This is a genomic window from Cytobacillus firmus (assembly GCF_023657595.1).
Taxonomy (GTDB): Bacteria; Bacillota; Bacilli; order Bacillales; family Cytobacillaceae; genus Cytobacillus; species Cytobacillus firmus_B.
Window position 1 is genome coordinate 1037147 of record NZ_CP098323.1, and the last position, 20306, is coordinate 1057452.

Consider the following 20306-nt stretch of genomic DNA (forward strand, 5'->3'; position numbering starts at 1 on the left):
GTAAATATGAGGTATTATTATGGATCTATTAAGTTCACAGTACGTAAGAGGCATTAGGCTTAAAAGAGAAGATATACCATCCTTCCATCAGTATCCCTTCAGCCTTCCGAGCCTGAAAACGCTGGATGAAATGGCGTTTCACCCGAAAGTCACCTTTCTGATCGGCGAGAATGGGATGGGTAAGTCGACTTTGCTGGAGGCAGTAGCGGTTGCATTGGGATTCAATGCGGAAGGCGGATCATTCAATTTTAATTTTTCTACCTTTGATTCACATTCCATACTGGGCGAATATTTAAAGGTAATAAAAGGCGTAGATAGACCATCTGATGGTTTTTTCTTAAGAGCAGAGAGCTTCTATAATGTAGCTTCCAATATTGAGGAAATGGACAGGGAAGGCGGAGCACCAAAAGTGATTGACTCCTTTGGCGGCCGTTCTTTACATGAGCAATCGCATGGGGAAGCATTTTTCTCCACCTTTCTTCATCGCTTTCGCGGCAGCGGAATCTACATACTGGATGAGCCGGAAGCGGCACTTTCACCATTGAGGCAAATGTCTATGCTGACAAGGATTCATGACTTGGTCAGCGAACATTCACAATTTATAATCGCTACCCATTCTCCGATCATTATGGCCTATCCTGATGCAGCCATATATGAATTCACTGATGACGGCATCTCAGAAAAGAAGCTGGAAGAAACGAATCATTACCGCATTATGAAGCAATTTTTCGATGATAAGAAGCGAATGCTTCATCATTTGCTGAATGAATAAAAAAATGGAGGCTCATGCCTCCATTTAGTCTATGTATGTTATTCGCTTTCGTGGCTGAACATCCAGTTAACGCCGAATTTATCTGTTAACTGGCCAAAGCTCTTGCTCCAGAATGTTTCCTGCAGCTCCATTGTTACATTACCGCCATCTGCCAGATTGTTAAAATACTTTCTCAGGTTATCCACATCATTAATGACAACTGCGAGATTAATGTTATTTCCTACTGTAAATGGCATACCTGGAAACGTATCTGAAAACATGACAGTACTGCCGCAAATAGTAAGGCTTGAATGCATAACCAGATTTTTGGCTTCCTCCGGGAGAGGATATTCAGGATTCTGCGGAGCATCACCAAAAGTTGTAATCTCAGGCATTTCCAGTTCAAAAGCCTTTACATAAAACTCAATAGCTTCGCGTGTATTTCCATCAAAATTTAAATAGGCATTAACAGCCAACCTGTCCACTCCTTCCTTTGAATACAATTCCATTATAGACAAAATCTTCTAATATTAATATAGTTCAAAAGTCAAAATCACAACAATCTTTATAATTCCTGAAGTGCTTGTTCTATACTGGTAAATCCGCTTCTATCAGCACCATCGGGTTCATCTGATTCAATGATCCACTCATTTCTTTCTGGTGATAATCCTCCATTCCCATCTTTAAGGAATGGACTGTGCACATGGTACGTTTTCCCTGCTTTTTTCACCGTGTATCCCATATAGCAGTGCTGGTCCTGGCCTTCTTCCTCGAAAATGCCAATATCATCAATTCCATATTTGTCTATATAGGACTGAAATGGCTCCTGCAGTGAATTTAAAACTTGCTCTCTTGGTAAAAACTCCATTATGATTGCTCCCTTCCATATTAGCTATCCTTAATATGGCTATTTTTGGAGGGATTAAACACGGAACTGTGAAAAGAGTACCCCGCATCAGCGAGGTACTCTGCTCCTTAGCTTAACTCTAAGGTTTCCGAGAAGCTTCATAAGTTCTTCATATTCTTCCAGTTCAATGCTGCACGTCTGAATGGCCTCTCCGACACTTTTGGTGATATCCTGTTTTTCGTTGTGTGCTTTTTCCTCAAGGAAGATATACACCTTGCGTTCATCCGCTTTGGAGCGTTCTTTGCGAAGCCATCCGTTAGCAATCATCCTTGAGATCATCGGAGTTAGTGTCCCGGTGCCAAGGTTCAGTCTTTCTCCAAGCTCTTTGGCAGTCATGCTATCCTTTTCCCAAAGGGCCAGAAGTACCAGATACTGCGGGTAGGTTAAGCCGAATGGCTGAAGGGCACTTGTATAGAGTTTGGTAAATTCACCTGCTGTTTCATAAACAGCAAAACAAAGCTGTTTATCCAGTGTAAAAAAATCTTTCACATCATCACCTGATTCCGGCATTACAATAACTTCGTCAAATCATCCTCAATTTTTCCCGGCTCTGTTGTTGGCGCATAGCGTTCTATAACCTGGCCGCCCTGGTCCACGAGGAATTTGGTAAAGTTCCACTTAATGTTTTTGGACAGAATGCCCTTTTTTTGTTCTTTCAAGTAAGCAAACAATGGATCCGCATTGTCGCCATTTACATCGATTTTTGCGAAAATCGGGAAAGACACACCATAATTGAGCTGGCAAAACTCAGTGGTTTCCTCAATATTATCGAACTCCTGGTTATTGAACTGATCACAAGGGAATCCAAGAATTTCAAGGCCTTTGTCTTTATACTTTTCATAGAGCTCCTGCAGGCCTTTAAATTGGGGCGTCAATCCGCATTTGCTTGCTGTGTTTACGATAATTAGAGGCTTTCCTTCGTATTCTTTCAGAGATTTCAATTCACCATTCGTTTTCTTGACTTCAAAATCATAAATCGTTGTCATTGGGATACCTCCTATTTTTAATCGTGTGCGATTTAATCTTAAGCGATTTAAATTCCTTTTGCAACAAATCAGGTTTTTATGAAACTACCATTAAGGTTCATTCGTAGGAAAGATAGATTTCCAATTCATTTACAAAGGATGATTATAATGTTGGACGAATTGCGGGAAGCCATTGAGAAACTGCCGGAGTCAGGGGCGAAGAGCTATTTATTCCACATATTGCTTCGGGTTCACTTATTAAAAAACTGCGCTGATTCTCAGGAAGAGATCATGGAACTGCTCAATGATATTCAAAAAAAGATAATTTTTTATTCCCAAGAGAGAAAATTGGAGCGGGAATATGATACATACCACATTTTGTGTGGAGAATCACCGGCAGGGTCTTTAAAGGTTGGGCTCAGTAAAGAAAATAAGGTCATTGGTTTTCCTGACTTCTTCAGCAATGGACCGCTCTGGAAGATAGATGAAGAGGAAGGGAGAAAAAAGCGATTAGAATGGCTGATGGATCATATAAATATGCATGAAGATTATCAGGAAAAGGAATATGATAGAAAAATAGCCTCAGCACTTGAGGAGATTGATGCCATTCCTGCGGGAAAACCGATTGTGATCTGGACAGCTGACAACGCCGATGAACAAACCGGTTTGCGGTATTTCCTTCACTTATTAAGAAACAAAGATAATAATGTGCATGTTATTAATACTGCTCAGTCATATAAGGAGCTTTTTCCTGCGAAAAAGAATCAATACCTTTTAAGGCACTCAGGTGAAGCAGCTCCGGAAAAACTGAAGATCATATTAGATAAAAAAATGGGAAGCCCTTTATCTGCAGAAGAAAGAACTGCTTTTGTTTTGGATTGGCAGGCACTTTCCAAGACAAAAGAAGTATTGCGTATATGGGAAGATAACGAAATACACAGTGTGCCAGAGAGTTATTTTGATGACTATATCATCGAGTCAGCCAAAAAGCTTCATAAAAGCAACAAGGGTTTTATAAAATCAGCCAGATTAATCGGGGAAGTGATAGGGCATCTGGATGAGCCAATTAGTGATGGCTTTGCTGAGTATAGAGTAAGATCCCTGATTTATAACGGAATATTTGCGATAAAAGGGATTCCGAAAAGTATGAGGTTTTATAGCATTAAATTGAAAGAGATTTAGAATTTCATAAATCCCTCGGCTGGAATTTCATGCAGCCTTCCTTTATTCTAAATAGAAGAAATGAATAGAAGAGGGATCAACTTTGAAAAAGATTTACAGTGATATTATTCAATTCCGCGGCACACACTTTGATTTTGGCTTTATGCAGGGAGAGCGAATAAAGGATTCTCTTTCTGTTAAAAATCGGGAGGATCAGTGGAAGGTACGGAAGCCGCGTTTTTCAATAAATGAAGCAGAAGTGAAAAAAGCAATTACGAGATTTGCGCCCGGAATCTGGGATGAGCTGCTTGGGTTACAGGAAGCTTTGCAATGGCCGATGAAGCGGGTGTTACAGGAGTTTGGCGGATATCGACTCGATTATGTCCGTTCAGGCTGTTCCATCTTGACAGGGAATGACTATCTGGTCCGCAATTATGATTATCATCCGAAAACCTATGAGGGGCGCTATACTTTTTATCAGCCAACAGATCAGGGCTATGCGATTATGGGTCCCAGCCAGAGGGTGACTGGCCGGATGGATGGCATGAATGAAAAAGGACTTGTCATCGGCTATAATTTCATGAACCGTAAAAAGCCTGCTGATGGCTTTATCTGCTGCATGATCGGCCGCCTGATTTTGGAGGCATGTGCAAATGTCAAAGAAGCGGTTGAGATGCTGAAGGAAATACCGCACCGCCATTCCTTTACATACGTGGTGTATGACACAAGCGGAGAGACATATGCTGTGGAAACATCTCCTAGAGGTATAGAGGTCCGTCAGACAACTGCCTGTACAAACCATTTTGAAATCATGAAGGATGAAAACCGCAACCATCTGGCTGACAGCATGCGCAGGCTGGATGTCATGAAAAGCCGTCAGGATGGGCGCCTGGATGCATATGATGCATTCCGCCTTCTGAATGATAGCGATAAAGGTGTCTTTTCAGATCTTTATGGAAGCTGGGCAGGGACCATTCATACATCAGCCTATCTGCCGGGGGAGATGAAAGCCTGGTTTGCGCTTGGCGGCGACAGAGAGCCTGTTGTTTTTGACTTCAGAAGATGGCTTGAAGGCGAGGACATTAACATGAATAGAATTACTGGTGAAGTGGATACGGACATTCCTTTTTTGCATATGGATGAGCATGCGAACTGGTTCAGGAAATGATAAATCTATTTGAAAGAATAGATTCATCATTTGGACAAACCCTCACATTCTTTCATAGCTTTAGGTTGTGGTACACTTTATATATGAATTGGATGTAAACTGAGGTGCATACGAGTGAAAACAGTATTAGTCATAGGCGGCGGTGTAACAGGATTGTCCGCCATGTATGAGCTGAATAAGTGGAAAAAAGAAAATGATCAGGATATACGGCTTGTCCTGGCAGAATCAGCAGAACAGCTTGGCGGAAAAATCCGCACAGTAAGGGAAGGCGGATTTACAATCGAGGCGGGAGCTGATTCGATTGTTGCCCGCAAAGCAAATACGATGAATTTTATCCAGGAGCTCGGTTTGGAAGAAGCGGTTGTGTACAATGCGGCAGGACGGTCGTATATTTACACTGACGGCGAGCTGAAGCTGATACCGGCAGATTCTGTATTTGGAATCCCGGCCAGTGTTGAATCTCTTGCCAAATCCACGCTTGTTTCAGCAGAAGGAAAAGTGGAAGCCCTGAAGGATTTTTATACGAAGAATGACCGCTTTACAAAGAATGATTCCATCGGCGATTTCCTTGAGCACTTCTTTGGAAAAGAACTGGTGGAAAAACAAATTGCGCCTGTTCTTTCGGGAGTATATTCCGGAAATCTCAGTGACTTAACGATTGCTTCGACTCTTCCGCAGGTGTTTGATTATAAAGAAAAATACGGCAGCATCATCAGAGGGTTCGAGGAAAATAAAAAGGTGTTCCAGAGCGCCGGGGGAAAGAAGTTCCTTTCCTTTAATAAGGGCCTGGATACATTAATTGATGCTTATGAGGAAAGATTGGACGGAACAGAAATATTAAAAAGCACACAGGCTGTTAAAATAGAAAAAACGGATCGAGGATATACGGTTGATTTCTCAAATGGCGAAACCCTGGAGGCGGATCATATAGTGCTCGGCATTCCGCATAATGCCGCTGCAGCCCTGTTCGCTGATGAGGAGCTGAAAGCGGAGTTCGAACCTTTGAAGAACAGTTCCCTAATTTCTATTTATCTTGCTTATGATATTCCAGACAGCGAACTGCCTGAAGACGGGACAGGCTTCATCACGGCCAATACGGATGAATTAACCTGCAATGCCTGTACATGGACAAGCCGCAAGTGGAAGCATACATCAGAAAGCGGTAATTTGCTTGTAAGATTATTTTATAAAAGCAGCCATCCGGCCTTTACATCTCTAAAGGAAATGAATGAAGAAGAGCTGCTGCAGACGGCTCTGGCTGATATTGAAAAAAGCCTCGGCATAACGCCTGAGCCTTTGGCAAGTGAAGTGACGAATTGGACTGAAAAAATGCCAAACTATCTGATTTCCCATCCTGAGACAGTAGCAGCACTTGAAAACAGGCTGGGCCGTGAATACCCTGGAATATGGCTTGCAGGCTGCTCTTATTACGGTGTCGGCATCCCTGACTGCATTGAAAATGGGGCAGAAACGGCCGGTAAAATTATTGAGAATATGTAAAACAAAAATCCCCTTCTGTGTAAGATGGGGATTTTTTGCTTATATGATTTTGGTAAGATCCTTAGGACTTTCAAGCTTCATTTGCTCCAGTTCGAGCTTCATTTTTTCGGTTTCAAGCAAAAAGTTTTCTTGCTTCAGCTTTTCCAGGGTGATTTCATCTTTTATCATATTATGTTTGATCTTTGCGAGTTTTTGAGTATGAACAGTCAGGATGGCAATGATGGGAATAGAGAAAGTCATAACAACGGCAATAATACCTGTCAAATTCCTTGCACCTCACATTTAATTGAATTAGAAAATTTTGTATAATTGGTATTTGTAAAAATTATAGCAAATGACAAGAGAGATAGAAACGCGAAAATTATCTGGTGGTGAAGAAATGGCTGAAATTACTATAAAAAGAGTATACGATCCGTATGAAGAGGCTGATGGATACCGAGTATTAGTGGATCGGCTGTGGCCGAGGGGAATTAAAAAAGAAGAAGCACATTTATCAGCCTGGGAGAAAGAAGTTGCACCAAGCAGCGGACTTAGAAAAACTTTTAATCATAAACCTGAACTTTTCTGTATGTTCCGGGAAAAGTATCTCATTGAGCTGCGCACACAGACAGACAAGATTCGCAAGATGGAAGAACTGTACGAGATATCGAAGAAGCAAAAACTTACATTACTATATGCTGCAAAAGATACAGTAAATAACCATGCAATTGTATTATTGGAAGAATTATTAAGCAAGGAGAAATGAAGCTTAATGTTATAGGCAGGAAAAAAATAAAAAAAAGGTAGAAATACTTTAAATTTAAGTAATGATTCTGAAAGTTTAGTGTTTTCTTTTTTCCTATACTTAAAGTTAAAAGAAGTGAGGGAGAAGGAAATGATTGATTTACTCCTGATTCATGGAACAGTTATTACTATGGATCAAAACAGGCGTATCATCACTGATGGAGCTGTTGCCATAAAAGGAAGCAGGATCCTTGATGTGGGTATGAGTGAAAAACTATTGGAAAAATATGAATCGAAAGAAGTAATAGATTGCAGCCATCATTGTATCCTGCCGGGATTAATAGATGTACATGGACATGGCGGACATTCAATGTTTAAGACAATTGCAATGGAAAGCCTGGATGATTGGATGCCTATCATGACGAATACGTATAAGCATTTTGTAACAGATGAATTCTGGTATTTTGAAGGAAAGCTTTCAGCGCTTGAACGTCTGAAGGCGGGCATAACAACAGGTGTATCTGTTCTTGGCTCAATGCCAAGGTCGGATGATCCGGTTTTTGCCATCAATCATGCAAAAGCCTATGCAGAGACTGGTGTCAGGGAGGTTGTTTGCACCGGTCCCTGCAATCCGCCATGGCCTCATTCATTCAGCAGGTGGATAGACGGTCAAAGAATGACTAAAGAAGTCACCTATGAGGAAGTGTTAAATGGTGCAGAAGCAGTGATTGAAGCTTTAAACCATTCCAATCAAGACCGGACAAGAGCTTTTATTACACCTTTCGTAATTGTTACATCAGTTGAACCATCTGGCCCAACTTCACCTGCGAAACTTCATCATTTAACAGAGCATGATTTATACCAAGCAAAGAAAGTCAGAGAAATTGCCAGAAAATATAATACAAGAATCCACTCTGATGCTTTTGGTGGCATGATTCACTTAGCAGTAAAGGATTGGGAGAATGCTCTTTTAGGTCCAGATGTTCATCTTCAGCATTGCAGGGGGATATCCTTTGATGAAGCGAAAATATTAGCTGAAACCGGAACAAATGTCAGTGCCTCTCCTGGATTCTCTCAAATTCATGCCCGCACACCAATGATAGAATTGATCGAGCTGGGAACAACGGTTGCCATATCAACAGATGGTACTTCACCGTCCACTGGCTTTGACATGTTTCAAGCCATGAGAAAAACACAATTTATACATCAGGCCGCCCATAGAGATGAATATTGCTTACCTCCTGGTAAACTTCTGGAAATGGTTACGATTGATGCAGCAAAATGTATTGGATGGGATGATGAATTGGGCTCTCTGGAAGCGGGGAAAAAGGCCGATGTTATAACTGTCAACATGCATCAGCCGCACTTAACACCTGAATTTATGCATATTCATCGGCTTGTCCATCAAGCTTATGCAACTGATGTGGGGCATGTTATCGTAGATGGCAGGGTTCTTATGAAAGACAGAAAAGTCTGCTCTGTTGATGAAAGGTCAGTTTTGGCAGAAGCAAATGAAGAAGCTGACGCAACAATTAAACGTGCTGGTCTTGAAAGATATATGAGGCAAACGAAATATTTTTGGGGTCACACACGAACCTATGGAGATGGAATGGACCATAACGCTGAAGAAGCTGCTGGGGAGAAAGGGGATCATCAATGAAGACCAGGCTAAAGGGGAAATATGTAATTGGATATGATGGAAAAGATCATGTCCTGATAGAAAATGCTGAAGTTGTTTTTGAAAATGATACCATCATTTATGTTGGAAAAAGTTATTCGGGCCAAGCTGATAAAGTTATAGATGCCGGCTGTGCTTTAATCAGTCCGGGATTCATTGATTTGAATGCATTAGGCGATATTGATCATGATATCCTGCATTTGGAGGCCAGTTCAGCAAGACAGAAAAATCTGCTTTGGTCAGAGAGGTATGTGAAGAAAGGGCACCATGAAATTATGACGGCTGAAGAAGAGGCCTTTAAATCTTTATATGCCTATTCACAGCTGATCCTTCATGGAATTACAACTGCTATGCCAATCACTTCTGTGCATTATAAAAAATGGGCAGAAACATATGAGGAGCTTGCTGCAGCAGCGAGGCATGCTGCTGACCTGGGACTGCGTATATATATGGGGCCAAGCTATCAATCGGGGATAAGAGTCGTTCAGGCTGATGGCAATATAAAGATTTATTGGGATGAAGAAGCTGGAAGGCAAGGATTAGAAAGAGCTGTGCGTTTTTTGGAGGAGTTTGATGGTTCATTTAATGGTTTGGTCAGGGGAATGCTTGCACCTGAGCGGATTGAAAGTCAAACGGAAGAAAGCCTTCTCCTGACAAAGCAATATAGTGAACATTATAAAGTTCCGATAAAATTGCATGCAGCCCAAGGTGATTTTGAATACCATACTATGGTTGAGAAATATGGCGTAACGCCAATTAGGCACTTGTATAATCTTGGATTTTTAGGATCCAGAACGGCGATTCCTCATGCCCATTTTATTGCAGGATACAGTGAGGCAAAAACAGGTGGCGGGGATGATTTGTCTCTTCTGAGGGAAACGGGGACAACTGTTATTCATTGCCCATTGATAATTGGAAGGCATGGGCAGGCAATGGAGTCCTTTGCAAAATATAAGCAGTCAGGAATTAATTTGGCGTTGGGAACAGACACCTTTCCTCCCGATATGTTCCAGAATATCAGGACAGGAAGCATGCTTTCCCGGATCGTAAATAAAGAAGTTAAAGACTCATCATACTCAGACCTTTACCGTGCTGCTACATTAGGGGCTGCAAAGTTTCTGGGAAGAGAAGATTTGGGCCGTCTTTGCGCCGGTGCAAAAGCAGATATTATTGCAATTGAATTAGACGGATTCCATATGGGAGTTTTAGATGATCCCCTAAGGACAGTGATGGTAAGCGGAACTGGAAGAGATGTCAAGTTATCCATCATTAATGGGAAAGTAGTCATGAAAGACCGAAAATTACCCAACCTTGATTTAGAGGCATTAAAAGGAAAAGCACAAGAATATTTTATAAAAATGAAAAAAGGTTATTTGAAAAGAGATTATCAAGAGCTTCCAGAGAATGAATTGCTGCCGCCTTCTTTCAGATTTGTCGATTCTATTAATCAGCAATGACGTTTAATATTTTGAATAAGTAGTAGAAAAAGTTTAAAAACATGTAAAGAAAGTAGAAAAAGATTAATCAGAATATTTTATATAATTAGATAAAGGCTTTAGGGCTTAAAAAAGGGGGATTGAATTTGAAAGTGAAAAAAAGAATGGAGTTAGTCATTTTAGCTTTGCTGATCGCAATCCTTATTTCAGGCTGTTCCACCAAGAAGCAAGTGAACAGCAGTCAGGACACCAAGGGAATAGCATCTGGAAACGGCGGAACATTAGTTATAGCCCGTTTATCTGATGCAGAAAATTTAGATCATCATTTTATGTCGACGATCAATGCTGCCAGCGTAACACATAATAAGATTTATGAGGGGCTTGTTGGCCGGGATAAAAATGCGGAAATCAAGCCGGTGCTGGCTGAAAAGTGGGAACAGTTAGATGAAACAACTTGGGAGTTCAAGCTTAGAGAAGATGTAACATTCCATGACGGGACTGCTTTTAATGCCGATGCAGTGAAAGCAACATTTGACCGGTTATTAGATCCCGATGTTGCCTCCCCAAGAGCTGTTGTATTCAAAATGGTAGAAGAGGTAAAGGCAGTCGATGAATTTACTGTTCAATTTAAGTTATCAGAACCGTTTTCACCCCTGCTATCCATATTGGCCAATCATGAAGGCGGCATCATCTCACCAAAAACTATCGAGAAATATGGAAAAAAAGTTATTCAAGAACCTGTTGGGACAGGCCCATTTGTATTTGAGTCCTGGACACCAGGCAAGGAAATTGTTTTTAACAAAAATGAGTCGTATTGGGGGACTCAATCTAAGCTGGATAAAGTAATATTTAAAATCGTCCCTGAAGAAACAACAAGGATATCCATGCTCGAAACCGGCGAAGCCCATATAGCCGAACCGCTCTCGGTCACAATGATGGAAACAGTGGAAAACTCCAAAAATGCAGAAATTTACCGCAGTGAAGGATTTGGCACAGAATATATTGGGTTCAACGTAGAAAAGGATCCATTCGATGATGCCCGAGTCCGCAAAGCGGTTGGGCATGCTGTTGAAATGGATTCCATCTTGGAAGGAGTATTTGAGAATGTTGGGAAAAAATCCAATTCACTGCTGGGGCCAAAGGTCTTTGGATATCATGAAAGCTTAGAGGCATATGAATATAATCTCAATGAGGCAAAAAGGCTTCTCACAGAAGCGGGCTACCCAAACGGCTTTGAATCCACATTGAAAACAATGGATAAGAAAGAATGGATCAATATGGCGGAAGTTCTTCAATCACAGCTGAAAGGTATTGGAATCAAACTGGATATTCAGGTATATGAATATGGGACATTTGTAGAACAGGTAAACCGCGGTGATTCCGAGATGTTTATTTTAAGCTGGAGAAACGCTACGGGAGATGCTGATTATAATCAATATAACCTTTTCCATAGCAGTTCACACGGCGCTGCCGGTAATACCTTCTTTTACAGCAATAAAGAAGTGGACAGCTTAATAGAAGCTGCACGCGCTGAAAAAGATTCGGATAAGCGGATGGAGTTCTATGCAAAAGCTCAGGAAATCGAAATGGAAGAATCCGTATATATTCCGGTTCGTGTAATTGAGAATATGGCGGCTATTTCAAAAGATGTAAAAGGCTTCTCTATAAGTCCATCTGGATACTTGGAGATCAATGACATTTCAATTAAATAAGCTCTAAGATAAGAGGGATATCCATTCTGGGTACCCTTTTATCTTGTCCGGGGCCGGAAAGGTGAATGAAAATGAATAATAGCTATTGGCTGAAGAATGTGCGATTAGAATGCGGATACAAAAATGAGAATAATAGAGTGTCAGGTACGATAACAGATCAATTTCATTTATTAATAGAGGACGGCTGCATTGCTAAGATTACGAAGGAATTAGAGGCGTCCTCTGATAATCTGCCAATAGAAGATGCAAAGGGACTGCTGTTATTGCCATCCTTTGTGGAAAAGCATGTCCATCTCGATAAAACGTATATGGGGGATAAGTGGAGAGCCTGCATTCCTGCATCGGGTGTCATAGATCGATGTGAAATTGAAAAGAATGCACTGTTATCTATGTCTTCAAGCACCTATCAGCGGTCAAAAGCTTTGCTTAAGCAGCTAATATCCTATGGATCAACTCACATTAGAACCCATGTGGATATATACCCTGAAGTCCAATTACGGAATTTAGCTGAAGTTCAGCAGACATTGGAGGAATTTTCAGGCTATGCCAGCTCCGAGATTGTGGCCTTTGCCCAGCATGGTTTGCTGCGCTCAGGGACACCTCAGCTTATTAGAGAAGCTATTAGAAACGGTGCTGGAATTGTAGGTGCGGTCGATCCTGCTACTGTTGACAACAATATTGAAGCCTCGCTTGTTCAATTGATGGATTTAGCTGTAGAAAGCGATGCAGATATTGACTTGCATTTACATGATCCTGGTCACCTTGGGACTTTTACAATGAAAAGACTGGCCTTTCTGACTAAGGAAGCTGGCTGGGAAGGAAGGGTTGCAATTAGCCATGCATTTGGCCTGGGGGATGTTTCAAGGGAAGAAGCCTCCGAGGTGGCAGAGATTTTAAAAGACGCTCGTATTTCGATCGTTACTAGCCTTCCGTCTGGACGTGCGATCCCGCCTGTTGATCTGTTAAGTGATTGGGGAGTAGAGGTTGCTGTCGGAAACGATAATATTTTTGATTCATGGTGGCCAACAGGAAATGGAGATATCCTGGAAAGAGCAGGCCGTTTAATTGAACGGTATAGATGGACGGATGAAAAGTCTCTTTCACAGGCATTTAGATATATTACAGGGGGCAGAACGCCGCTTGATCAGAAGGGAAACCGGATCTGGCCAGCACCTGGTGATGAAGCCAGCATGGTCCTTGTCGATGCAAGCTGTTCAGCAGAGGCTATGGCGAGAAGGGCGGAACGCCATGCAGTGTACTATAAGGGAACTTTAGTTTGCGATAAAAAAGGCATAAATCCAGAGTGATCTGATCATTCTCTGGTAATTGTCTTCTTATATATTTCTAAAAAAATGAAGAAGTAAAGAAAACTAAAAAATTGGTAAAGGAATCCGAAAAAAATAGTTAGATTTTTTTATACAATTTAAGAAAGCAGTATGAGGTTCCGCAAGATACAGGATATGTATTAAAAGCAGAGGGGGAAATACGATGATATATGATTTGATTATAAAAGGCGGCAATGTGGTTCTTAAAGACGAGGTAATAAAGAATGATATCGCCATTATAAATGGAAAAATTGCAGCGATTGCGGAAACAATTGTTCATGAAGCTGAACAGATTATCGATGCATCTGATCAATATGTCATGCCTGGAATGATCGATACTCATGTGCATATTTGTGAGCCTGGCCGAACAGAGTGGGAAGGGTTTATAACTGGAACTCAAGCGCTGGCAGCAGGAGGAACTACATGCTATGCGGATATGCCCTTGAATGCCCTTCCGGCTACGATAGACAAGCACACACTGCAGTTAAAGACAGAAGCAGCCAAGGGGAAAAATTATATTGATTATGCATTTTATGGCGGACTTGTTCCAGGCAATCTTGAAAGGCTTGAAGAGCTTTCAGATGAAGGAGTTATTGCATATAAATGCTTTATGTCCACTTGTGGAACGGATAATCCCGATGATTTTTCCAATGTGGATGATTATACCCTTTTTGCGGGGATGAAAAAAATTGCTGAACTGGGCCGAATTTTATCCATTCATGCGGAAAATGCCCAAATTACCGATCGGTTAGGCGAAGAGTTAACGGCACAGGGCAGGACAGCTGCCGCAGATTATGTTTTTTCACGGCCGGTTTTAACAGAGGTTGAAGCAGTGAAACGCGCTCTTTATTTTGGAAAAGAAACGAAATGCCCTATTCATTTTGTGCACATTAGCACCGCAGAAGCAGTAGAAGAAATTATGAAGGCCCGAAACGCGGGTCAGGATGTCTCTCTTGAATCGTGTCCCCATTATTTTACGATATCATCTGAACAGCTCGAAAAAATTGGCCCGGCTGCCAAATGCTCTCCTCCGCTGCGAAGTAAAGAAGATCAGGAAAAGCTATGGAAAAAGTTAATAGAAGGCAAGATTGATATGTTAACATCTGATCATTCACCATGTCCGCCTGAAATGAAGTATAGTTCTTCAAATAATTTTTTCGAAGTGTGGGGAGGAATCACAGGGTGTCAAAACAGCGTTGATTTAATGTTTGATGAAGCGGTTTTGAAAAGAAAGCTGCCAATCACTCATTTTGCAAGGATGATTTCTTCTAATCCCGCTGAACGTTTTAACATTCCCAATAAAGGAGAAATAGCAGTATCAATGGATGCAGATATCATCTTCATTGATGCTAATCGTTCCTATGTTGTTGAGGAGGAAGGTTTGTATTATCGGCATAAGCATAGCCCATACATTGGGAGGATGATTAATTGCCGGATAACTAAAACCCTTGTCCGCGGCAGGATTGTATATGATTTGGAACAGGGGATTGTTGGAAAACCTCTCGGAAAAGCCCTTAAGTTAAAAAACGGCAGGTCAGCTTTGAATATGATCTGAAATCAAATAGTCCGCAGAAAGATTATAGATAGGGGAATTTGGGATGACAGACTTAATCAATTTGCAGGGGAAACTTGAATATGAAAATTTAGCAGAACATATTGTGAACAGGCTTGAATGGCTGGGTTCATTTGCAAAGGACCCGGAAGGAGGAATTACCCGGCTGTTATACTCCCAGCAATGGACGGCTACTCAGCAAGCTTTGAAAAGATGGATGGAAGCCGAGGGTTTGGAAGTAAAGTTTGATGAAGTGGGAAATCTGAGTGGGATATTAAAGGGAGTAAATCAGACAGAGACCATTCTAACAGGATCCCATATAGATACCGTGAAAAATGGCGGGCTGTTTGACGGGCAATTTGGCATTGCAGCTGGAATACTGTCCTTAATTTATTTAAAAGATCATTATGGGACTCCAGAACGCAATCTCGAGGTTGTTTCACTGGCAGAAGAAGAAGGAAGCAGATTTCCTTATTGCTTTTGGGGTTCAAAGAATATGGCAGGATGCGCATATAAAAAGGATGTTGAAAATCTTGCAGATTCAAATGGAGTAATTTTTTCTGACGCCATAAATGAGGCAGGGTTCAGATTTAGGGATGAAACCCAATCTCCGCGGCAGGACCTGAAAGTATTCGTAGAGATCCACGTCGAACAGGGAAATGTTCTTGAAACTGAGAAAAAATCTGTTGGTATTGTGAAATGCATCGTTGGGCAAAGGCGTTTTACAATTGAAGTAAAAGGTCAAGCCAATCATGCTGGAACAACACCCATGGCATATCGCAGAGATGCTGTGTATGCTGCCAGCCAAATGATATATGAAACACTTAATATGGCTGAGCAATATGGTGACCCGCTGGTAGCAACCGTTGGGAGGGTTGATATTTCACCCAACATTGCAAATGTGGTGCCGGGAAAAGCTGCGTTTACTTTAGATCTGCGCCATATTGATAAAAATACGATATCCCATTTTACTGAAAGATTTATAGAAAAAATAAATGATATATCACGAGAGCATGGGGTTGAAACGGTAATTGAAAAATGGCTTGATACCGATCCGGTCCCAATGGATCCTGAAATTACGGAATTAATTGAGAAGAAGTGCAAGGAAAAAAACTTGAGCTATAAAGTAATGCATAGTGGTGCAGGCCATGATGCACAAATTTTTGCAGCCTCCATTCCGGCGGCCATGCTATTTGTGCCGAGTGAAAAGGGCATTAGCCATAACCCTGGTGAATATACTGCGCCAGCTGATTTAGCTGAAGGAGTTAAAGCACTGATCAGCACTTTATATGAACTGGCTTATAAATAATATCAATGAAAAGGGGAGTTATGTATGGGCTATCCAAAAGATCTATTATCAAGCAGGTCTGTAATAGAACATGGGAAATTTGCTTTAATTGCACCAGAAGGATTAGTGAACAATGTTATTCCTGGATTTGATCATTGCCTTATTTCGATTTTAGGTTCTCCTAAGCTAGGGGCAAGCTTTGTCGACTATTATGTGACAATGAAAAAAGGAGGCGGAAATAAGGAAGGATTCGGCGGACAGGAGGATGTTCAGACATTTGTTTACATACTGGAGGGAAAAATAAAAGCTTCTGCAGATGAAAAAGAGTTTATCCTGAAGGAAAGCGGATACCTTTATTGTCCGCCGGGAGTGAAAATGTATTTGGAAAATTTGGATGATGGGGATTCTAAGCTCTTTTTATACAAGCAAAGATATCGCCCTCTTGAAGGGCGGAAGCCATGGGTTATATCAGGACATGCAAATAGAATTGAATTCAGGAACTATGATGATATGCATAATGTAAACATTAAAGATCTGCTGCCTGCTGATTTAGATTTTGATATGAATTTTCATATCCTTTCGTTCGATCCTGCTGCGAGCCACCCGTTTATTGAAACACATGTACAGGAACACGGAGCATATATCCTCTCCGGGGAAGGGATGTATAATCTTGATAACAAGTGGATCCCAGTCAAAAAGGGCGATTATATTTTCATGGGCCCTTATGTTCACCAGGCCGCGTATGCAGTAGGGAGAGAAAATTTAACATATGTCTATTCAAAAGATTGCAATCGGGACGCTGAACTATAAAAAATTTCAGGAGAGGAGAAATAACGGTGTCAAACATACAGAGGATTATGGAAGAAAGAGTATTTGAAATCGATAAAATAGCAAAGTTTGATCCTGAGAAACCGCAAAAGAACTATTTTTATGAAACTGATAAAACAGTGGGAGCTGTCTGGTGTCTGGAACCAGGCCAGGAGGTATACTTGCATTCTCACTCAAATGTAGATGATATGTGGGTTTGTATGGAGGGAACAGGAACCTACTTTCCTGACTTGGAGAATGAAATTCAAATAAGTAAAGGCATGGTGATCCTTGCTAAGCCTAATCAGATTCATGGAATGCGCAATACAGGGAAGGATCGATTTTTATTTGTTGGATTTGCTGCTGGCTCTCTTCCAATGGATATTACAAGATATTAAATCTGCATTCAGATAAAAAACATATCGCTCTAAGCCGGATCTTCTGGAAGAGAGCGATATGCTGAATTGAACACGAAATATATATTCATAAGGTGTCCCCGCTAGACGTTCATAGTCAGCTTCGTTCTTAATAGATTGTAAATAAAATAACTTAAGCAAATTAAGCTGGACAGAGAAAAGCTGATCCAAATCGTAAGAATATTTTCCATAATAGGCAAAGCTGCAAACCCCCCGGCAGTCCCAATAATGGAGGCAAGGGGAATAAGGGCAGGCAAGGTTTTACTCCCTAGTATAATGTACAGCATTGGAACGATCATGGAAGCATAAATATTACCGAAAAAAAACAGCAGTTCAATAGGGGATGGAGGCAAGATACTAACGATAATTAGTAATAATAGACAAATGGCTCCGGAAAACAGATAGGTGAATCCCCATTTTTCTTTATTGCTGAGAGGGCGAAGCACACCGGCGATATTTTTAATGATTAATGTGACAATAGCATGTAATTCTGCACTAATGGCAGATGAAATGGCACTGAAGCAAAACAGGACAAATAAAACAATAAGCAAAGTTGAATTGATTTTTCCAATTAACTCAAATAACAAAGAATAAATGGAATCATAGCTTCTTCCAAAAATAATAATCATGATCAGCGATGATAATGCAAGAGGAATCGTTGCCCATATTAAACCCGCTAATGTAAACGTAATTCTCAGCTTTTCTTTTTTTATAATAAAAACTCTCTGCCATGAGGCACGATCGATAATCACTTGTCCAAAGCCAATTAAAATGGCTGTGAAAATAAACAAAATAGCTTCCGTGTTTTTAACATAAAGTATGTATGGATGATATAATTTAATGCCTTCATAAACAGGGTATACACCTTCCTGGATATAAAAGTAAACAGGGATGACGATGACAGCGCTGAATATGAGCACAACATTAATGCCTGCAAGCTGATGAATTCTTTGCATGCCTCCTGCTCCCCCAATAAAAAAACAAAACAATAAAAAGAAAACCATACCAGAAAAAACAGGCAGGGGAAAAATCATGTGCAGAAGGATTCCTGCACCCATAGCCTGAACAAATATAGAATGGAAACTAATCACAATAAGAATAGAGATCATGAACCAGTAGCCGCGTGGAGTCAATCTTTCGCGCAGTACATCTCCTATCGTTTGATGGTCGTGAAACCGATCCCGAATCTTTTTTGCTAATATTCCAAATAAGATGAGTGCAAGTGCCCCCATAAGAGAATAGCCGATTCCTCCGGTTAGTCCGTACTTTATTAATGTTTCGGGCGATGAAAGAATCGTATTGCCTGTTACCCATCTGGACAAAAGACTCACAACACCAAAACCGATTCCGAGCTGGAATGCCCCGCCAATATAGTATTGAAAATCGGTTTTCTTCATTGTGAAGTCTCCTTCAGACGGTAATCCCTTGGAGATTGGCCAGTCATTTTCCGAAAGATTTGACTAAAGTAGTGCTGACTGTTAAAGCCGCACTTTTCTGAAATACTGCTAATGCTTAAATCAGGACTTTCAATCAGCATTTTTTGTGCTTGTTTTAATCGAAAGTCATTTAAGTATTCGGAAAACCCCATTCCTACTTCCTCATGAAACTTTCTGCTCAGATAAGCTGAATTGATATGAATTTTAGATGCTAAATAATTTAAAGTAAGTTTTTCATTATATTCCTTTTGAATAATTTGCAAGGCTTTAACTATCTGCTCAGAGTAACTGCCAATTCGTTCATACCTTCGCAAAACGCTCATTAATTCCTCTTCAATGACGGGCTTTGTAATATAATCAATTACCCCGAGTCTGAGTGACTTTTGAATATAATCAAAATTTTGATAAGCTGTAACCATGATTAAATCAATGTCACCAGCTGAGGAAAGCTCCATTGCTAAATCTAACCCTGATTTTCCTGGGAGCTGAATATCAAGGAACGCAAGAAAGATGTCATGCTTCTTAATAATCTGAAGAGCTTGAGAGGCATCCTGAGCCTTATAAAGAATCCAATTGGGAAATTTCTTTTTGATGAGATATTCCAGCTGTTCCAATTCGATAAGTTCATCATCTACAAGCAAAATATTCATTGCATCCTTTCTCCTTCCAATTTTTCTGACATAATAACGTGGGGGAATATAGCCAAAACAGCTGTTCCGTCCCCCTGGTCTGTTAATTGAACTGAAGTTTCATCATGGGGGAATAAAAGCTCAAGTCTTCTTTTTATGTTCTCCAGCCCCACCCCGCCATCCAGGGAACTTGTTTCATAGCGTTCTATGGAATTGTTCCACACTGAGACATGAATGGATGATTCAATCTTTATTACTTTTATTTTTAATAAAGCCTCGCCAATATGTCTTTCAAAGGCATGCTTAAAAGCATTTTCCACAAGAGTTTGTATTAAAAAGGGAATGATAATGGCTTTATTCACATGATTGTCCAGTTGAATTTCATAATGAAGACGATCTCTAAATCTGGTTTTTTGTATCTCCAGATAGTAATTAACATAAGTAAGTTCATCTTCAATTGAGATAAAGTTATTTAAAGTCCGATATTTAAATTTCAGGAGTTTTGAAAGGGTTTCAATCGACCGTATCAATTCTTCTTTGCGGTCGAGCCTGGCTAGAGCAAGGATTGAGTTTAAGGTATTAAAAAAGAAATGCGGCTGGATTTCCTGGTTTAATTGATTGTATAAAGCTGTCTGCAATTCACTTTCCAGCGCTATCTCTCTTTTTTGCTTCTCAAGTAAATCAATTCTTTTTTCAAAAACAAATAAAAATAGCAGGGTAAAGGCCCCTGCCAGCGGAACCAGAACACAAAACATAATGTATATGGAGAATGATTCAATAGGCAGCATGGGGTTCGTTTCTCCTTAAGTATTAAAAAAGGGAGGTATTATAACCTATCCCTTTTTTAATATA

At 40.6% G+C, this 20306-nt stretch carries 21 protein-coding genes; 13 read left to right on the forward strand and 8 right to left on the reverse strand.

Annotated features, from left to right (window positions below):
* Positions 1-19: 19 nt before the first annotated feature.
* Positions 20-772: an AAA family ATPase gene (locus tag NAF01_RS05455; protein WP_197214424.1), complete on the forward strand. Its 753-nt coding sequence runs from the start codon at positions 20-22 to the stop codon at positions 770-772.
* A gap of 38 nt (positions 773-810) precedes the next feature.
* Here NAF01_RS05455 and NAF01_RS05460 read toward each other — a convergent pair whose 3' ends face one another.
* The 4 genes from NAF01_RS05460 to NAF01_RS05475 form a co-directional block, all read right to left on the reverse strand.
* A complete protein-coding gene (locus NAF01_RS05460) occupies positions 811-1227 on the reverse strand; it encodes a VOC family protein (RefSeq protein WP_197249172.1) in 417 nt (138 codons plus the stop codon).
* An 89-nt stretch (positions 1228-1316) separates the two neighbouring features.
* Complete coding sequence (locus tag NAF01_RS05465) at positions 1317-1619, reverse strand: DUF5634 family protein (RefSeq protein ID WP_226619376.1); 303 nt, start codon at positions 1617-1619, stop codon at positions 1317-1319.
* 87 nt (positions 1620-1706) lie between these two features.
* On the reverse strand, positions 1707-2168 hold the full coding sequence (locus NAF01_RS05470) for a MarR family winged helix-turn-helix transcriptional regulator (protein ID WP_206701399.1): 462 nt from the start codon (positions 2166-2168) through the stop codon (positions 1707-1709).
* Positions 2168-2644, reverse strand: a complete 477-nt coding sequence (locus NAF01_RS05475; protein WP_226619375.1) for a glutathione peroxidase — start codon at positions 2642-2644, stop codon at positions 2168-2170. The genes NAF01_RS05470 and NAF01_RS05475 overlap by 1 nt, the downstream gene beginning before the upstream one ends.
* Before the next feature lie 147 nt (positions 2645-2791).
* Here NAF01_RS05475 and NAF01_RS05480 point away from each other — a divergent pair, with 147 nt between their 5' ends.
* The 3 genes from NAF01_RS05480 (at position 2792) to hemG (ending at position 6452) form a co-directional block, all read left to right on the forward strand.
* A complete protein-coding gene (locus NAF01_RS05480; RefSeq protein WP_226619374.1) occupies positions 2792-3805 on the forward strand; it encodes a DUF1835 domain-containing protein in 1014 nt (337 codons plus the stop codon).
* An 82-nt stretch (positions 3806-3887) separates the two neighbouring features.
* Positions 3888-4952 (forward strand): C45 family autoproteolytic acyltransferase/hydrolase, encoded by a 1065-nt coding sequence (locus NAF01_RS05485; protein WP_226619373.1) that lies wholly within the window; start codon positions 3888-3890, stop codon positions 4950-4952.
* 114 nt (positions 4953-5066) lie between these two features.
* Positions 5067-6452 carry a protoporphyrinogen oxidase gene (gene hemG, locus NAF01_RS05490; protein ID WP_226619372.1) on the forward strand — a complete coding sequence of 462 codons (1386 nt, stop codon included), beginning with the start codon at positions 5067-5069 and terminating at the stop codon, positions 6450-6452.
* Positions 6453-6491: 39 nt separating this feature from the next.
* On the opposite strand, the gene NAF01_RS05495 is transcribed toward hemG, so the two are convergent.
* Positions 6492-6716 carry a hypothetical protein gene (locus NAF01_RS05495; protein WP_048010392.1) on the reverse strand — a complete coding sequence of 75 codons (225 nt, stop codon included), beginning with the start codon at positions 6714-6716 and terminating at the stop codon, positions 6492-6494.
* A gap of 115 nt (positions 6717-6831) precedes the next feature.
* On the opposite strand from NAF01_RS05495, the gene NAF01_RS05500 reads away from it, so the two are divergent.
* The 9 genes from NAF01_RS05500 (at position 6832) to NAF01_RS05540 (ending at position 17371) form a co-directional block, all read left to right on the forward strand.
* Entirely contained in the window at positions 6832-7197 is a 366-nt protein-coding gene (locus tag NAF01_RS05500) for a DUF488 domain-containing protein (protein ID WP_222498657.1), read from the forward strand.
* Between the two features lie 129 nt (positions 7198-7326).
* Positions 7327-8835: an amidohydrolase family protein gene (locus NAF01_RS05505; protein WP_226619371.1), complete on the forward strand. Its 1509-nt coding sequence runs from the start codon at positions 7327-7329 to the stop codon at positions 8833-8835.
* Positions 8832-10310, forward strand: coding sequence for an amidohydrolase family protein (locus NAF01_RS05510; protein WP_226619370.1), 1479 nt, complete (start codon positions 8832-8834; stop codon positions 10308-10310). The genes NAF01_RS05505 and NAF01_RS05510 overlap by 4 nt, the downstream gene beginning before the upstream one ends.
* A gap of 125 nt (positions 10311-10435) precedes the next feature.
* Positions 10436-12001, forward strand: coding sequence for a glutathione ABC transporter substrate-binding protein (locus NAF01_RS05515; protein ID WP_413227269.1), 1566 nt, complete (start codon positions 10436-10438; stop codon positions 11999-12001).
* Between the two features lie 71 nt (positions 12002-12072).
* On the forward strand, positions 12073-13308 hold the full coding sequence (locus tag NAF01_RS05520) for an amidohydrolase (RefSeq protein ID WP_226619369.1): 1236 nt from the start codon (positions 12073-12075) through the stop codon (positions 13306-13308).
* A 181-nt stretch (positions 13309-13489) separates the two neighbouring features.
* Positions 13490-14881: an allantoinase AllB gene (gene allB / locus NAF01_RS05525; protein WP_226619368.1), complete on the forward strand. Its 1392-nt coding sequence runs from the start codon at positions 13490-13492 to the stop codon at positions 14879-14881.
* Between the two features lie 43 nt (positions 14882-14924).
* Complete coding sequence (gene allC, locus NAF01_RS05530; protein WP_226619367.1) at positions 14925-16187, forward strand: allantoate deiminase; 1263 nt, start codon at positions 14925-14927, stop codon at positions 16185-16187.
* A 24-nt stretch (positions 16188-16211) separates the two neighbouring features.
* The gene (gene allE, locus NAF01_RS05535; protein ID WP_226619366.1) at positions 16212-16976 is read left to right on the forward strand and encodes a (S)-ureidoglycine aminohydrolase; all 765 of its coding nucleotides are present in this window, start codon (positions 16212-16214) and stop codon (positions 16974-16976) included.
* A 26-nt stretch (positions 16977-17002) separates the two neighbouring features.
* Positions 17003-17371 (forward strand): cupin domain-containing protein, encoded by a 369-nt coding sequence (locus NAF01_RS05540; protein ID WP_226619365.1) that lies wholly within the window; start codon positions 17003-17005, stop codon positions 17369-17371.
* Between the two features lie 101 nt (positions 17372-17472).
* Here NAF01_RS05540 and NAF01_RS05545 read toward each other — a convergent pair whose 3' ends face one another.
* From NAF01_RS05545 to NAF01_RS05555, 3 genes are read right to left on the reverse strand one after another with little or no spacing between them, the layout of a single operon-like run.
* Positions 17473-18786 carry an SLC5/6 family protein gene (locus tag NAF01_RS05545; protein WP_226619364.1) on the reverse strand — a complete coding sequence of 438 codons (1314 nt, stop codon included), beginning with the start codon at positions 18784-18786 and terminating at the stop codon, positions 17473-17475.
* Positions 18783-19475 (reverse strand): response regulator transcription factor, encoded by a 693-nt coding sequence (locus tag NAF01_RS05550; RefSeq protein WP_048010383.1) that lies wholly within the window; start codon positions 19473-19475, stop codon positions 18783-18785. The genes NAF01_RS05545 and NAF01_RS05550 overlap by 4 nt, the downstream gene beginning before the upstream one ends.
* Positions 19472-20242 carry a sensor histidine kinase gene (locus NAF01_RS05555; RefSeq protein ID WP_226619363.1) on the reverse strand — a complete coding sequence of 257 codons (771 nt, stop codon included), beginning with the start codon at positions 20240-20242 and terminating at the stop codon, positions 19472-19474. The genes NAF01_RS05550 and NAF01_RS05555 overlap by 4 nt, the downstream gene beginning before the upstream one ends.
* Positions 20243-20306: the final 64 nt, after the last annotated feature.

Bases quoted from the DNA above. Each gene is read 5' to 3' on its own strand.
- NAF01_RS05455 (WP_197214424.1), top strand. From the start codon at position 20: ATGGATCTATTAAGTTCACAGTACGTAAGAGGCATTAGGCTTAAAAGA.
- NAF01_RS05465 (WP_226619376.1), bottom strand. From the start codon at position 1,619: ATGGAGTTTTTACCAAGAGAGCAAGTTTTAAATTCACTGCAGGAGCCA.
- NAF01_RS05470 (WP_206701399.1), bottom strand. From the start codon at position 2,168: ATGCCGGAATCAGGTGATGATGTGAAAGATTTTTTTACACTGGATAAA.
- NAF01_RS05475 (WP_226619375.1), bottom strand. From the start codon at position 2,644: ATGACAACGATTTATGATTTTGAAGTCAAGAAAACGAATGGTGAATTG.
- NAF01_RS05480 (WP_226619374.1), top strand. From the start codon at position 2,792: ATGTTGGACGAATTGCGGGAAGCCATTGAGAAACTGCCGGAGTCAGGG.
- NAF01_RS05500 (WP_222498657.1), top strand. From the start codon at position 6,832: ATGGCTGAAATTACTATAAAAAGAGTATACGATCCGTATGAAGAGGCT.
- NAF01_RS05505 (WP_226619371.1), top strand. From the start codon at position 7,327: ATGATTGATTTACTCCTGATTCATGGAACAGTTATTACTATGGATCAA.
- NAF01_RS05510 (WP_226619370.1), top strand. From the start codon at position 8,832: ATGAAGACCAGGCTAAAGGGGAAATATGTAATTGGATATGATGGAAAA.
- NAF01_RS05520 (WP_226619369.1), top strand. From the start codon at position 12,073: ATGAATAATAGCTATTGGCTGAAGAATGTGCGATTAGAATGCGGATAC.
- allB (WP_226619368.1), top strand. From the start codon at position 13,490: ATGATATATGATTTGATTATAAAAGGCGGCAATGTGGTTCTTAAAGAC.
- allC (WP_226619367.1), top strand. From the start codon at position 14,925: ATGACAGACTTAATCAATTTGCAGGGGAAACTTGAATATGAAAATTTA.
- allE (WP_226619366.1), top strand. From the start codon at position 16,212: ATGGGCTATCCAAAAGATCTATTATCAAGCAGGTCTGTAATAGAACAT.
- NAF01_RS05545 (WP_226619364.1), bottom strand. From the start codon at position 18,786: ATGAAGAAAACCGATTTTCAATACTATATTGGCGGGGCATTCCAGCTC.
- NAF01_RS05550 (WP_048010383.1), bottom strand. From the start codon at position 19,475: ATGAATATTTTGCTTGTAGATGATGAACTTATCGAATTGGAACAGCTG.
- NAF01_RS05555 (WP_226619363.1), bottom strand. From the start codon at position 20,242: ATGCTGCCTATTGAATCATTCTCCATATACATTATGTTTTGTGTTCTG.